This is a genomic window from Pseudomonas sp. W5-01 (genome assembly GCF_046540435.1).
Classification (GTDB): Bacteria; Pseudomonadota; Gammaproteobacteria; order Pseudomonadales; family Pseudomonadaceae; genus Aquipseudomonas; species Aquipseudomonas graminis_B.
In genome coordinates this window covers 404,335-418,668 of the sequence record NZ_JAXCIP010000001.1, presented here as the reverse complement: position 1 = coordinate 418,668, position 14,334 = coordinate 404,335, and the positions used below count along the sequence as shown (strand labels likewise).

The window sequence follows — 14,334 nt, the reverse complement described above, 5'->3', positions numbered from 1 at the left end:
CAGAGCTGCCGCGTCTAACGAAAGGCCCGTGCGCGCCACGGGCTACAACGCGTCAGAACCCCAGGAGAAGCGATAAGCGCGAACAGGCGCCGGCGGCTGGCAGCGACCATCATCCGCGTCGGGCCCGACGATCAACCACTCGGCCCTCGACGTTGATCCCAACTGGCGAGCCTTGGCCGCTACAAAACAGCGCTCAACCTCGGCGGCGGGCACCAGGGCAAAGGCGGATGGATGGGTGCGCAACCAGAGCGCGGCGTGCTCGACGGCGGATTGATCGGCAAACCCGAAATGCACCACCGGCTGGCGCGCGAACAGCCAGTGCCCTTCTCGCCAGCCGACCAACACCAGTTCGGCGCCGTCAGTCAGCCGGTCCGCTTCGACCATGAGGGCCTTGTGGGGATTAGGCCCGTCGGTGTATGGCTCGACGAAGCCACGGGCGAACCACAGACAAAACCAGGCCACCACCGCCACGCCAAACACGGCGCGGGCTTTCGGGCGATCGCCAAACCAGCGTCGGAGCAGCCACGGAATCAGCGGCGCGGCGGCCAGCACCAGGCCGGGTAGCGCAGGGAAGATATAGATTTTGCGCTTGCCAGTGCTCAGGCAGAAAAACAGCACCACCAAGACCACCCAACCCAGCAACAGCAGTATTCGGGCGTCGCGCTTTTGCAGTTGCCGACGCCAGGCGGGAACCAGCCACGGCAACGCCAGCACCAACGGCAGCCAGTACTGCGGGATGACGGTCAGGAAATACCAGAACGGTTCGCGGTGATCCCATGCCGACGCGTAGCGGCCACCGGTCTGGCGAAACAGGATCTCCTTCAGGTACCCCACTTCGTCAGCGCCACCCTTGAGCCAGACCGTGGCAAGCAGCGGGACAACCCAGACCGCACACCCGGCCAGCACCAGCAGAAAACCGGTCGCCCAGCGAAGCCCCTGCCCCGGCATGACCGCCACACCCGGCCATCGCTTGCGCACGGCGTAGCCGTAGGGCACCAGCATCAGCGCCGGCAGAAAACCGACCCCCTTGCTGATGATCCCCAGGCCCATCGCCAGACACCCCAGGTAGAACCAGCCCCACGCCGGCCCCAGCAGAAGATGCCGAACCGTGCCGTAGAAGCCCAGCGCGACCCACAGGCACAGGAAGCTGTCGATCTGGCCGGTGCGCAGGATGCTGTAGGTCTGGTAAGTCGCCAGAAACAGCAGCGCGGCAATGCGCCCCACCCTGCGGCACCAAAGGCGCCGGCCCAAATCGTACAACACCGCCGTGGCGGTGCCCGCCGAGAGCAGGCCCGGGATGAAAAGAGCCAGCGACGGCGAACCGGTGAGCCAGGTGAAAAACGCCACTGTCCACATGAACAACGGCGGCTTGTCACCATAGATTTCCCCGGCCCGATGGGGGATCAGCCAACTGCCGCTGTGGAGCATCTCCAGCGCTACGCCCAGAAAACGTTCTTCGTCGACATTCAGCGGCTGCCTGATGCCAAAGCCGGCGCCGACCAGCAGCAGCGACAGCACCACCAGCGCCAGGCATTGCCACGCGGGAGAATGAACACGTCCCACCGGCTATTCCTTCAGGTCTTTGTGTTTGGCAATCAGCTGCAGGTTGCGCAGGTAAACCACGAAGCCAAATGACTGACCGATGATGAATACCGGGTCTTCGCGGTAGATCGCATAGGCCAGCAACAACGCGCTGCCAAGCATGCTCAGGTACCAGAAACCCACCGGAATCACGCTGCGTTTCTTGATTTCGCTGTACAGCCACTGCAAAACGAAACGGCCGGTGAAGACCGCTTGGCCGAGAAAGCCCACCGTGAGCCAAAGCGCTTCGCGGGTGAAATTCATCCGTTCATCTCCTCGGGCCGGGTATTGAGTCGCGTGCGGCGCACCAGCCACCAGACGCCGAACAGGTCGAGGATGCCGACCAGCGCCCGGTCCAGATTGCCGTAGTTGGAAACGCCGGCCTGTCGGTGCCGGTGGTGAACCGGATGAACGATCATTCGGCCATGATGGCGCTGGATCAACGCGGGGATGAAGCGGTGCATGTGATCGAAATAAGGCAGTCGCAGAAACGCCGCTCGATGGATCAGCTTCAGCCCGCAGCCTGTGTCCGGCGTGGCGTCCCTGAGCAGGCGGCTGCGCAAGGCATTGGCGAAACGGGACGCCCAGCGCTTGCTCGCAGTGTCTCGCCGGTTGACGCGGTGCCCGGCCACCAAGGTCAGTGGCTCAAGTGGGTTCTGGTCGTTGCCCTGCCCTGCATCGCGCACCAGCGCCAGCATGCCGGGCAAATCGGCAGGGTCGTTCTGGCCGTCGCCGTCCAGCGTTGCCAGCCACTCACCGCGCGCGGCGTGGGCGGCATGCCAGATCGACGTGCTCTGGCCGAGGGAAACCCGGTTGTGCAGGATTCGCAAAGGCTCGTACCCTTCGGCCTTGATCTGCTGCAGGACGCGCAGCGTGTCGTCGGTGCTGCCGTCGTCGACCACCCACACCTCATAGCGCACCCCGGCCAGCGCGGCGCGTACTTCATTGAGCAATGAAGGCAAATTCTGCGCCTCATTTTTTGCCGGGATCAACACCGACACGAACACCGATTCACTCATCACGCCCACCGCGTCGCTTGTTTTGATTGTCTGGCCGGTTGTGCCTGTCTGGCCGGTTGGCCCTGTTTGCCGGGGTAGAAATCGCGATACCAGCGCACGAATTCGGCGACGCCCTGCTCCACCCCTGCCTGCGGGCTGAAGTCGATCCATTTCTCCAGGCCGGACACATCGGCCCAGGTCTGCAGCACGTCCCCCGGCTGAAGCGGCAAATAGTTGCGCTTGGCCTGAATCCCCAGCGCCGACTCCAGGCAGTGAATGAAGTCCAGAAGCTTCACCGGCGCGCCTCGCCCGATGTTGAACAGCTGACACGAGGCGATCCCGTCCACGAGCGGCGGCGGTCTGGGCAGCAGCCGGCTCATCGACTCAGTGATGTCGTCGACGTAAGTGAAATCCCGCGCCATCTCGCCGCCGTTATAAATATCGATGGGCTCGCCATTGAGGATGGCCTGGGTGAATTTGAACAGCGCCATGTCCGGCCGTCCCCAGGGACCGTAGACGGTGAAAAACCGCAGGCCTGTCGCCGGAATCCGGTACAGATGGGAATAGCTGTAGGCCATGAGCTCGTTGGCGCGCTTGGTCGCGGCATACAGGGAAACGGGCTGATCAACGGCGTCTTCCACCGCGAACGGCATCTTGGTGTTGGCGCCGTACACCGAGCTGCTGGACGCGTACACAAGATGCTTCACGGGGTAGGCCCGGCAGGCTTCAAGGACGTTGAGAAACCCGACCAGATTGGCGTCGGCGTATACGCTCGGGTGGTCGATGGAATACCGAACACCGGCCTGCGCCGCGAGATGAATCACCTCGCTGAAGCCGTACGCGCTGAAAAGGCCACGCAATGCGCCTTGGTCGATGATGTCGATTTGCTGAAAGTGAAAGCCTGGGAGGTGTTCAAGCTGTGCGAGCCGGGCACGCTTGAGGTCGACGCTGTAGTAATCGTTGAGGTTGTCGATGCCCACCACGTGAACGCCCTGGCGGCACAGTTTTCTGGCCATGTGAAAGCCGATAAACCCAGCCACCCCTGTGATCAGAACCGTCATTGCGCTGTCGCCCAGCGGCGGCATCGAGCCTGGGTAAGTGCTGCGTATCCTGCGCGTGAGACCGTGACATTCATTTCATGAGTCCTTTTACAGAGCCAGCCCACCGCCCGTAATCACCGGGACGGCTGTCTGACGCTGTCGGATGCTTGATCAAGCGACATGAAACTGTGTCACAGCAATATTTAAGCAATGTGAATGAGGTGAGCGGCACATCGGGTGATGCGATCGAGACGTTGACCGAGTGAAGCGCACAGCCGTTGGGCCATCGGCTCTAGCGCAGCCCTGACGGTTTTTGTCGCCGACAGGCAGCCTCGATCGCATTTATTGACGCCCACACGGTCAACTCGAGAGCCTTATTCCCATCAAGTTCCATGTCAAAAGGACAATGTCATGGCTTCAACCGACCGCAAGCCCACCATCGATTACACCGTAAGAACCGGCCCGGGGACCGTGCAGGTGGACCCCTCCACGGGGGGCGATCAAACCTGGAGCGTCATTCTCCAGCCTGACGGCAAGATCATCGTCGGCGGCGAAAGCTTCCAGACCGCCATTGGTTATCCGGGCTCGCCCGGCGATGAAAGCTACGGCACGCGCGGCAGCTTCACGTCGGTGCGCCTCAACAGCGACGGCAGCCTGGACAACAGTTTCGGCCAGGACGGGATTGCCCTTGTGCCCGCCAGTCTGGATCCGGAAGACGAGGCTTACTACGTGATGGCGGTCCAGGCCGACGGCAAAGTCCTGTCGGCGCAGCCCGGGCTTGGCGGTTTGAAAGTCGAACGCTTCAACGTGGATGGCACCCTGGACACCACGTTCGGCAAAGGCGGCGCCGCAGCACTTGATGTACCGATCAGCACCGATGGAATGGCGATTTACGCCACAGCCGACGGTTCGGTGTACGTCAGCGCTCGCGGCACCTCGCAAGCAGCGGTGTTCAAGCTGGACAGCAGCGGGGCTCCGGCAGAGGATTTCGGTACCGAAGGCGCGCTTATCCTCAACCCTGCCGGACGTTACGGCACCGGCAATATCGCCACCGTTGTGCAGCCCGACGGCAGCGTATTGCTCGGCAGTTGGCTGTACGTGGGTTCCGACGGACCCCACGACCCGGGCGATCCGGTTTATGCCGTTCAGCGACTTGCAGCCGACGGCAACCTCGATAACGCGTTTGGCGTGGACGGCGTGGTGTACTTCGATACCGCGCTGGGGCTGGACTACCGTTCTGCGATGACCGTGCAAGCCGATGGCAAGATCATCATTGCCGGCGAGAGCAATGACAACACCGCCTTCAACGTACTGCGGCTGAATGCCGATGGTTCCTTCGACACTTCCTTTAGCGACGATGGCAAACTCACGATTCGGGTGCCTCAAGGCGAGAAGAACTATGCCCACTCTGTGGTTGTTCAGCCCGATGGCAAAATCCTGATCGCCGGCGACGTCATCACTCGACTGAACGCCGATGGCAGCCTGGACACCACCTTTGGCAGCCAGGACGGTCAATTCCATGTGGATGGCTCCAGCGAGGCCAATCACCTGCTTGGCAACGACACGGCCGAGATCATCCGCGGTCTGGGCGGTGACGATCTGCTGCAAGGCGGGGGTGGCCGTGACGTGCTGGCAGGCGGGACCGGCGCAGACATTTTCCGCTTCAGCCAGATCAGCGACAGCTACCGTACCGCTACGGAAACCGGCAGCGACCGAATTCTGGACTTCGACGCTTCCCAAGACCGTGTAGACCTGATTGCATTGGGTTTCACCGGCATTGGCGACGGCCACAATGGCACGCTGGCCATCCAGGCCAACGCTGAGGGCACCCGCACCTACCTGAAAAGTTTCGATGCCAACGCTGACGGGCAGCGCTTTGAACTGGCGTTGGAAGGCAACCTGACAGGGCAATTGAACAGCACCAATCTGGTGTTCACCGCCCCCACCGTCGAAGGAACGGCTGGAAGGGACGTGATCACGGGGAGCGCCATGTCGGAGGTCATCTACGGCCTGGCCGGTAACGACCGCATCGATGGCGGCAGAGGCTCGGATGTGATTATCGGCGGCGCGGGTGCCGACCTGTTGAGCGGCGGCGACGACCCGAACCTTTCGGTCTACGGCCGCAACGGCATCAATGACGCTGACGTGTTCCGCTACACGGCAGCCACTGACAGCTACCGCACCGACACCCAGAGCTTCGTGGACCTGATTGACCGGTTCGCCAACAACAACGACAAAATCGACGTGTCGGCATTGGGCTACACGGGTTTCGGAGACGGCACCGGGACGACGCTGAAGATGGTCTATAACCACGATCTGGACCGCACCTACCTGAAGGATGTGGAAGCGGACGCTCAGGGCCATCGGTTCGAAATCGCCCTCACCGGCGACTGGACCCAGGACTTGGGCAATACTGAAATGATCTTTGCGCAGGCCGAGGAAGTGACCCTGGTGGGCATGACCAGCGAGGTTGCCCTCGGCTGACAGGCTGGGTGCATCGAGGGGAACGGCTGATGCGCGTTCCCCTCTTTCAACGCTTAGAGCCGGTCACCTGCATCGACCAACTCGTCATAGGACCTCAAGATCCGCATCGGTGCCGCCTTGGCTGACTCGTCCAACAGCGCGCCGTAGGCGTCGATCGCTTTCGAGGCCTCGACGAGTTGCACAGCAGACAGCGGGTCGTTTTCTTTCCCCAGTTCGGCATCAACAGGCCTCCGCCCTTGCGGTAGCACGGGGCACAGCGCATGATGCCGGACTACTTTTTCCAGCACCGGTTTATCGATGGCCCACCATCCTGCCCCCTTTCCTTTCAACGAGGAAGAGCGTGTCCTCTCGCTCGAACACCTGGACGTGCTGGACAGTGCCAACGAGAAGGCATTCGACGACATCGTTCTATTGGCGACCACTTTGTGCGACGCGCCCATTGCGCTGGTGTCGCTGGTCGATCGGGATCGTCAGTGGTTCAAAGCCTGCATCGGCCTTGAGGTGCAGGAAACCCACCGGGATCTGGCGTTCTGCGGCCACGCGATCCTGGACCCCGCGCAGGTGCTGGTCGTCGAAGATGCGGCCGTTGACCCTCGCTTCGCTTCCAGCCCGCTGGTGCTCGGTCCTCCCTATATTCGTTTCTACGCCGGTGCGCCTATTGTCACGGACAGCGGCGCGGCGCTGGGCACTGTCTGCGTGATCGACACACAACCCCGGCAACTGAGCGAACGCCATTCCCTTGCCTTGCAGGCACTGGCCCGGCAGGCCGCTGCCTTGCTCGAGGCCCGCTGGCTGGGCACGCAACGGGCGAAGCAACTGACGAAACTTCAGGACCAATTCAAACACGCCGAGCAGAACCAGAACGAAGTCACCCCGCTGCTGGATAACGCGAGGGGCATTTCATCTCTGGGAATGCTGACGGCGAGCATCGCCCATGACTTCAATAATTTGCTGCAGAGCGTGAGCGCTGCGTTTCAATTGATCCGCCTGCGCTCCCGACGGCCAGTGGACGTGGAGCGCTTCGCCGAAACCGGACTGCAAGCCGTTGAGCAAGGTCGGCAGTTGATCGGCTATTTGATGACCAGCGTGCGCGGTGACGGGCCTGAACTGATCTGCATCGATGTGACCGCTCGCCTTCACGGTGCGCAGTCGCTGATGCGTCACTCGATGAGCGAAACCATCGACCTCACGTTCGATCTCGCCGAATGGGGCTGGGGCGTTCTCTGTCTGGAAGCTCAACTCCATGCGGTCGTCATGAACCTGCTGGCCAATGCACGTGATGCCCTGAAGGGTAGCGGTCAGGTGCATCTGTCCACGCGCTGGGTGCATGTGGAGGATGATTTATCGCTGCAACAGGGCGACTACCTGGTCGTGAGCGTACGGGACAACGGTCCCGGCATGGCCCCTGAAATAGCAGGCCGCGTGTTCGAGCCTCTTTTCACGACCAAGGCGACCGGCCAGGGCACGGGGCTGGGGTTGGCGCAGGCAAAGGATTTTGCGATCAAGTCGGGCGGTGACGCGCGCATCGACACGGCTCCGGGAGCGGGTACGACGGTGAGTCTGTATCTGAGAATCCTGGGCTGTATTGCGACGTCGGAAGCGGTTCAAGCCGTGTGATGGTTCGCTGAACTGAACGTCACGCGTCGACATTTCTTTCACATTCACGCGGTATAGTGGCGGCCCTTGTTGGGGAGTAGCCTGCTCTGGACTCATTGTCACAGAGCGTTCGTGTCAACATTCTCGGCGGCCTGCCGTGGCACGAACACCTTCGGGTTGGCGAGACCAACGATGCATCCATGCCTAAAGTCGGGCGTGTGGTTGCGTCGTTGACTCACAGCCCGACTGGAACATAACCGTGAACCCGATTTCCCTCATCCTTCTTGCTTTGGCCATGTCCACGGACGCTTTCGCAGCGGCCATCGGTAAAGGCGCGAGCCTGCACAAGCCTCGCTTGATAGAAGCGCTGCGCACCGGCATTATCTTTGGTGTGATTGAAGGCATTACGCCCTTGATCGGCTGGCTGATCGGCCAGGCGGCCACGTCTTATGTCGAGAACTGGGATCACTGGATTGCCTTCACGCTCCTCTTGGTGCTCGGCGTACACATGATCTACAACGGCCTCAAGCACGAAGAAGCCGAAGAAGAAAAGCCCAACCAGCACTCCTTCCTGATATTGGCCGTGACGGCCTTCGCCACCAGCATCGATGCGCTGGCCGTGGGCGTTGGCCTGGCCTTCGTCAACGTGAATATCCTGGTGGCCGCCGCCGCCATCGGTGTCGCGACAACGGTCATGGTCACCCTCGGCGTGATGCTGGGCCGCGTGCTGGGCACGGTGGTGGGCACGGTGGTGGGCAAACGCGCTGAAATCATCGGCGGCATTGTGCTGATGCTGGTCGGCGCGACGATTCTTTACGAGCATTTGTCGGCGGCGTAAACGACGATATGAGCGCACATGAACCGTGCGCTTCAGCCGTCAAGCCAATGGTTCAATATCCCACGCCGCGCACCCCGCCGGATGCCCTGATGGATTCGCCGGTGACCCAATGGGAATCGCCGGAAGCCAGAAACACGGCCAGAGGGGCAATGTCCTCTGGCTCTCCAAAACGCCCCAGAGGTGTGCCCGCCAGTATTTTCTCTCCCAGCTCGCCTGCGAAGTGCCCGGCCGTTGCGGGTGTGTTGGTGTGGCCCGGCAGGATCGAATTGACCCGGATGCCCCGCGGCCCCAGCTCCCTGGCCAGCGCAAAGCTCAAGGTGTCGACCGCGCCCTTGGTGGCCGAGTAGACACTGGAGGCCAGGTAGGGGTCGGTGCTCAGAATCGAGCTGATGTTGATGATGCTTGCCCCAGGCGCCATCAGCTTGACTGCTTCTCGCACCGCAAGCAGGTAGCCGAGGACGTTCAGGTTGAATTGTGTGTGGAAGGCTTCCTCAGTGAGGTCGTCAATCATCTGGAACACCGCCACCCCTGCGTTATTGACCAGCACATCCAGCGTCCCGTACTGCTCGCGAACCGTGTCGAACAGGCGCGTGACCTCAGCCCCCTGACTCATGTCCGCTTGCACGGCGACGGCGGAGCCGCCCTGGGCGGTGATGTGAGTGACCACCGCCTCGGCGTCGGCGCTGCTGGAGGCATAGTTGATAATGACCGTTGCGCCCTGGGCGGCCAGCGCCTTGGCGATTCCGGCGCCGATACCTTTCGAGGCACCCGTGACTACCGCGATTTTTCCGTTGAGTTTCATACCGTGGCCTTTTGAAATGAGGAGTTGTTGAGCGTCGTTACTGTCCGTGGTGAGCACCGGTCGTGAGCTCCGGACCTGGAACGAGCCGCGTGCCTCCAGTATTCGGCCAACCACCGGGCTAGCGTTTGCCGGTTGTTCGCACATCCTTGCCTGATCTTCTCAAATGCCTTGCCAGGCACCGCGGTGTAGCCCACGGTGGGGTATGGAAAATCCAATCGCAGAACTGCGCCGCATCGTGATGAGCGCCCAAAACACCTGGACGGACACCGGTCTGCCCCGCGTTGCAATGGTCTGCGCCGAGGCCTGCGCAGATCAGGTCTACCAGCCGATGCTGCATCTGGTACTCCAGGGCACAAAAAGCCTGTCGATAGGCCATGAGGTTTTTCGCTACAGCGCAGGCCATTATTTTCTGGTGCCGGTCGACGTGCCCGCCACGGGCCAGATTCACGCCGCAGCGGCCGATCAACCCTATCTGGCGGTCAGCCTGACCCTTGATCTGGATGTGATTGCGACGCTGCTGATGGAGGTGAACACGGCACCAGGGGCAGCACAAAGCGCGTGCTTTCAGGCCGTGTGCGCGTCGGATGAGATGCTGGACGCTTGGGTGCGGATGATGCGGCTGGTCGATCGTCCCCATGACGCTGGAGTCCTCGCCCCGATGATCGAACGCGAGATTTTGTATCGTGCGTTGCAGGGGCCACTGGGCGGCATCCTTCGTGACATGGCGCGCCCGGATGGGCGGATGACACAGATCCGCCGTGTGACGCAGTGGATTCGCGAGCATTACACCGAGCCTTTCCGCGTCGAGCCCCTCGCACTGATGTCCGAGATGAGCGTTGCTGCCTTTTATCGGCATTTCAAGTCGGTCACAGCCATGACACCCATTCAGTATCAAAAACGCCTGCGCCTGTTACGCGCCCGGTGGTTGCTGCTGTTCGATTCGCTGGACGCCACGTCCATCGCTTACAAGGTCGGCTACGAAAGCGCTTCGCAATTCAATCGCGAATACGCCCGGCTGTTCGGCCTGCCTCCCCTGCGGGACGCCGCGCGGTTCAAGTCGCCCCTCGCCCCAAGCGGCGAGACCACTGCCCCACCGGCAGCCCCCTGACCGGAACTACCTGGCTGACAGGTCGGTAATGACCGTGCCCGCGATGCTCAGCGCAAACCCGCCGCCGAACACCTGCGAAGGGGCTGTGAACCCCCGCCGCCGCTCACCGCCCAACACACGGCGGGCAGCTTCAACCGCAGCGAGTGGTGTGTAGGTGTAGCCGTTCACGGTTTCGATGACCGACCGCGCAATCGAGCCATCTGCCCCGGTGATCTCAACCGCCGCGCGGGCCCTATGGGCATCACGCGCTGCAGCGTCGGGGCCATCGGGAAGCAGTGAGAGGTCGCCCTCTGGAAACGCTTCGCCCGAGAGGTGGACATACATCCTGATGTCGGGAATGGCGGTTGCATGCCACGCGGTCACGAGATCCCCGAACGAGAGCGGCACACAGAGCATCGGTCCCTGGCCGAAATCAAACTGACGCGGCGGGGCATCAGGTGTCGCGACAAGTTCACCCGCCACCCTGGCGAGCACACCGGCGCCGATGATTTCGCTGACGCTCTTGGCCGAGCCCCGAGACATCGACCCCGGCACTTGCAGCGCGATGCGTAGCGATCGCGGTTGATCAACGCGCCTGACGACATGCAGTGCCAGCGCGTCGGTAGGCACCACGTCCCAGCCCACGCCCGGCAGCAACATGACGCCCTGTGCAAAGGCTTCAGCGCCCAATCGTTCGGCCAATCGGTACACGTTGATTTCGGCGGTGATGTCCAGATAGTCCACGCCGGCGTGGATGCAGGCGCGCATCAAAGGCTCGGCGGTGTGCGCAAACGGACCGGCAAAGTTGAGCAGCACAGAGATCCCCGACAACGAAGCGGCAGCAATCCCGTCGGCATCGAACACCCGATAGGGCACGCCCAGTTGCGCAGCGAGTGCCTCGAGTTGATGACGATTGCGCCCGGCGATTTCGAACACCAGCCCCTGGGCTTTGGCGCGTTCTGCTGCCATGCGCCCGGTGTAGCCCGTGGCGCCGTAGATCAGCAGCGGGCTCATTGGCCGTGCTGCCATTTTTTGCAGACGAATTCCAGGCTGTAGCCGTCCGGGTCCAGCACATTGGCGGCGTAGTAATCAGGGTCGTAGTGCAAGCGTGGCCCCGGCGCGCCGTTGTCCACGGCTCCGTGATCCATGGCGGCGGCGTAAGCGGCATCCACTTCGGCCTTGCTGTTGGCGACGAAGCCGACATGGACAGCACGTCCTTCGACTACTCCCTCGCGCAGCCAGAAAAACACCCGACCGTTGGCGCCGAAGCCTTTGAGGTCCGGATGACCCGGCGGGCCGTCCTTGCCGTCGTAGTCCAGCCGAGCCGTGATCCCGAGAGGCCTTAGCACATGCTCGTAGAAGCGAACGGAACGTGGGATGTTGCTCACTGACAGAAAAATATGATCCAGCATTCTCGAAATCCTCCCGTGGTCAGATGTTGTAGCCGCCGGCGACTTCAAGGGTCTGGGCATTGATCCAGCCGCTTTCGTCGGACAGCAACATGGCAATCACTCGGCCGACGTCTTCCGGTTCGCCCACTCTGCCGAGCGCGGTCTGCGCCGCCAGCATCGCTTCGAACGCATCGTTGAGGCCGCCGCCCAGCTCTGTGCGGATGGCGCCCGGTGATACCGCATTGGCGCGTATTCGCCGGTCGGCAAATTCTTTGGCCATGTAGCGGGTCAGCACTTCAAGGCCACCCTTGAACGCGGCGTAGGGAGCAACGCCGGCCGTGGCCACTCGCGTCGTGGCACTGGTGAGATTGACGATGCTGGCGTTGTCCGCGAGTAACGGCAGCAGCGCCTGAGTCAGAAAAAACGGGCCTTTGAGGTGCACGTTGAACAGACCGTCGAACTGCGCTTCGCTGACCGTTGCCAAGGGGTTGAACAGGCCATAGCCGGCGTTGTTGACCAGGCCAGTCAACGTGGCGGTCGCCCAGGTTTCGCGAAGTGCCGTGACCACGGATTCGCGAAACGCCGCGAAGCTGCCGACGTCGGACACGTCGAGTTTCAGCGCAACGGCCTTCCCACCGGCCTGTGCAATGCGCTCGACGACCAAAGCCGCTGCCTGAGGGTTGGCGTTGTACGTCAGGATGACACCCATACCCCGTTTCGCCGCGTGTTCGGCCGCACTGGCGCCGATCCCGCGGCTGCCGCCTGTGATAACGATAACGCCCATGTCGTGTTCCTCTGTGATTCAAACGTGGCTCCACAGTACTCATCACAGAGACCGAGGACGTGTCCGTTCCTGCTCGGAACCTGCCCGTTTCTGCTTTTCCCTTGCGCGGCATGACGCTCAGCCCTCAGCATGCTGCCCATGGAAAAACAACTGAATGAACTCCGATTGCTTGCTGCCGGTGCTGAAAACCGTCGCACCGAAACGGGCATCCCCCGGGTAGCCATGGTGCAGGGCAAAATCCCCGAGCACCTGCTCGCGGCGGTGTATGACCCGATGATCAACGTGATTCTGCAGGGCAGCAAAAGCATGACCGTGGGGGACCTGACCCTCAGCTACGACCCGGCGACCTACTTCGTCATGTCCATCGATCTGCCTGCGGTGGGTTCGGTGCACCCGGCGCCTGCAGGCGAGCCTTATCTGGCAGTCAGCCTGACGCTGGACCCGGCGGTGCTGGCGACGCTGTTCGCCGACCTGCCCAAACCTGCCAGCCGCGCTGAACAGGATTCGGGGTTTTCCGTCGCATTGATGACAGATGAACTGATGGATGCCTGGGTGCGAATGCTGCGACTGATGGGCGACCCCGAAGCGATCGCCGCCCTCGCCCCGGTCTATGAACGGGAAATTATTTTCCGCGTGCTCCAGGGCCCGCTCGGCTGGATGTTGCGCGAAATTGCCGTGCCGGACAGCGCCATGGCGCGGGTCAACATGGCCATTCAGTGGATCCGTCGTGACTTCGCTCAACCCCTGGGCGTGGAGCGCCTGGCCGAGCGCGCTTCGATGAGCGTCTCGGCGTTCCATCGGCATTTCAAGGCGGTCACTCACCTGAGCCCTTTGCAGTACCAGAAGCGGGTTCGCCTGTTGCAGGCCAGAACGCTGATGGTTGCCCATGCCAGGAGCGTCATGGCAGCCGCGTTCGAGGTCGGCTACGAGAGCGCCACCCAGTTCAGTCGTGATTACGCCCGGGTGTTCGGGCTCCCTCCCGCCCGGGATGCCGGCAGGATTCTCAGGGCTACGGGGGTGGTCGCGCGGTCCTAGGAGTAAGACGGGATGCATCAAGTTAAGAAAAAATCAGGATAATTGGTCGAACTGAAGATTTTCTGAGTGCACTGAAGAAAAACTGCATGGGATCGTCGTGAATCAAGGAATTGCGCTATGAATACGGCAATGGTCGCCTCTCCCGTTTTTTGATCCACCACACTCTGTGCCGCGCCGGCGCGCTGGGAAATGGTTTGCTGCTGCCGGTATCTGTGGCCATGAAACGCGAGGAGCGCCTGTATCTGGAGACGTTGCAGTCGTTCTCTCGCCCGGCGCGTTATTTCTGGGATGTCCGGTGGATTGATCAGGGTCAGTACTCGTTCGAATTCACGGGTGATCACTCGATCTATCGCTTCTGGGATGCCACTTCAGCGGTACGGTTCACTCTGGAAATGGCGAAGCGTGCGTTAGAAGTGGAACTTCGTGAAGAGACAATCTTTCTTGAAAACTATGACAAGGTCGTGCGGACGGTAAATGAGGTCTACGACGTGCGCGGCAGCGACTTGGCCAACCTCGTGATGATGTGCCTGACGAATAACGGGAAAGTTTCCAACAACCGTCGCAAGCAGTACCAATACTCGGTCCAGCCTGAGGTGTTCGACTACATTGAGCAGGTCACACAAATGCTGCTTGATCAGCAGGCGCAGCAACGGCCACAAGATGAAAACGACCAGTAAATGAAAGGGGATTATCGGCGT

14 protein-coding genes and 1 pseudogene are annotated in these 14,334 nt (G+C 61.6%); 6 read left to right on the top strand and 9 right to left on the bottom strand.

Going from position 1 to position 14,334, the window contains the following annotated elements; all coding sequences use genetic code 11:
* Positions 1-42: 42 nt before the first annotated feature.
* The 4 genes from SLW75_RS01695 to SLW75_RS01680 are packed head-to-tail and all read right to left on the bottom strand — an operon-like array spanning position 43 to position 3,640.
* Positions 43-1,563 carry an ArnT family glycosyltransferase gene (locus tag SLW75_RS01695; RefSeq protein WP_410933348.1) on the bottom strand — a complete coding sequence of 507 codons (1,521 nt, stop codon included), beginning with the start codon at positions 1,561-1,563 and terminating at the stop codon, positions 43-45.
* A gap of 3 nt (positions 1,564-1,566) precedes the next feature.
* The gene (locus SLW75_RS01690) at positions 1,567-1,845 is read right to left on the bottom strand and encodes a lipid-A-disaccharide synthase N-terminal domain-containing protein (protein ID WP_410933347.1); all 279 of its coding nucleotides are present in this window, start codon (positions 1,843-1,845) and stop codon (positions 1,567-1,569) included.
* Entirely contained in the window at positions 1,842-2,600 is a 759-nt protein-coding gene (locus SLW75_RS01685; protein WP_410933346.1) for a glycosyltransferase family 2 protein, read from the bottom strand. Before SLW75_RS01685 ends, SLW75_RS01690 begins: the two co-directional genes overlap by 4 nt.
* The gene (locus SLW75_RS01680) at positions 2,600-3,640 is read right to left on the bottom strand and encodes an NAD-dependent epimerase (RefSeq protein ID WP_410933345.1); all 1,041 of its coding nucleotides are present in this window, start codon (positions 3,638-3,640) and stop codon (positions 2,600-2,602) included. The genes SLW75_RS01685 and SLW75_RS01680 overlap by 1 nt, the downstream gene beginning before the upstream one ends.
* Positions 3,641-4,030: 390 nt before the next feature.
* Here SLW75_RS01680 and SLW75_RS01675 point away from each other — a divergent pair, with 390 nt between their 5' ends.
* A complete protein-coding gene (locus tag SLW75_RS01675; RefSeq protein ID WP_410933344.1) occupies positions 4,031-6,103 on the top strand; it encodes a calcium-binding protein in 2,073 nt (690 codons plus the stop codon).
* Positions 6,104-6,156: 53 nt separating this feature from the next.
* Here SLW75_RS01675 and SLW75_RS01670 read toward each other — a convergent pair whose 3' ends face one another.
* Positions 6,157-6,390 (bottom strand): hypothetical protein, encoded by a 234-nt coding sequence (locus SLW75_RS01670; protein WP_410933343.1) that lies wholly within the window; start codon positions 6,388-6,390, stop codon positions 6,157-6,159.
* A 10-nt stretch (positions 6,391-6,400) separates the two neighbouring features.
* Here SLW75_RS01670 and SLW75_RS01665 point away from each other — a divergent pair, with 10 nt between their 5' ends.
* Together SLW75_RS01665 and mntP are read left to right on the top strand one after the other, a co-directional pair.
* Positions 6,401-7,720 (top strand): ATP-binding protein, encoded by a 1,320-nt coding sequence (locus tag SLW75_RS01665; protein WP_410933342.1) that lies wholly within the window; start codon positions 6,401-6,403, stop codon positions 7,718-7,720.
* A gap of 238 nt (positions 7,721-7,958) precedes the next feature.
* Positions 7,959-8,537 (top strand): manganese efflux pump MntP, encoded by a 579-nt coding sequence (gene mntP, locus SLW75_RS01660; RefSeq protein ID WP_410933341.1) that lies wholly within the window; start codon positions 7,959-7,961, stop codon positions 8,535-8,537.
* Positions 8,538-8,589: 52 nt separating this feature from the next.
* On the opposite strand, the gene SLW75_RS01655 is transcribed toward mntP, so the two are convergent.
* Positions 8,590-9,339 carry a glucose 1-dehydrogenase gene (locus tag SLW75_RS01655; RefSeq protein ID WP_410933340.1) on the bottom strand — a complete coding sequence of 250 codons (750 nt, stop codon included), beginning with the start codon at positions 9,337-9,339 and terminating at the stop codon, positions 8,590-8,592.
* Between the two features lie 202 nt (positions 9,340-9,541).
* On the opposite strand from SLW75_RS01655, the gene SLW75_RS01650 reads away from it, so the two are divergent.
* Positions 9,542-10,447, top strand: a complete 906-nt coding sequence (locus SLW75_RS01650; protein ID WP_410933339.1) for an AraC family transcriptional regulator N-terminal domain-containing protein — start codon at positions 9,542-9,544, stop codon at positions 10,445-10,447.
* 6 nt (positions 10,448-10,453) lie between these two features.
* Here the strand turns inward: SLW75_RS01650 and SLW75_RS01645 are convergent, their stop codons facing one another.
* From SLW75_RS01645 to SLW75_RS01635, 3 genes are read right to left on the bottom strand one after another with little or no spacing between them, the layout of a single operon-like run.
* Positions 10,454-11,440 carry a saccharopine dehydrogenase family protein gene (locus SLW75_RS01645; protein WP_410933338.1) on the bottom strand — a complete coding sequence of 329 codons (987 nt, stop codon included), beginning with the start codon at positions 11,438-11,440 and terminating at the stop codon, positions 10,454-10,456.
* Positions 11,437-11,838: a VOC family protein gene (locus SLW75_RS01640; protein ID WP_410933337.1), complete on the bottom strand. Its 402-nt coding sequence runs from the start codon at positions 11,836-11,838 to the stop codon at positions 11,437-11,439. The genes SLW75_RS01645 and SLW75_RS01640 overlap by 4 nt, the downstream gene beginning before the upstream one ends.
* 19 nt (positions 11,839-11,857) lie before the next feature.
* A complete protein-coding gene (locus tag SLW75_RS01635; RefSeq protein WP_410933336.1) occupies positions 11,858-12,601 on the bottom strand; it encodes an SDR family NAD(P)-dependent oxidoreductase in 744 nt (247 codons plus the stop codon).
* A gap of 138 nt (positions 12,602-12,739) precedes the next feature.
* Between SLW75_RS01635 and SLW75_RS01630 the strand changes: the two genes are divergently transcribed.
* Entirely contained in the window at positions 12,740-13,636 is an 897-nt protein-coding gene (locus SLW75_RS01630; protein WP_410933335.1) for an AraC family transcriptional regulator N-terminal domain-containing protein, read from the top strand.
* A gap of 125 nt (positions 13,637-13,761) precedes the next feature.
* Positions 13,762-14,313, top strand: a pseudogene (locus tag SLW75_RS01625) (cell filamentation protein Fic); the annotation flags it as partial.
* Positions 14,314-14,334: the final 21 nt, after the last annotated feature.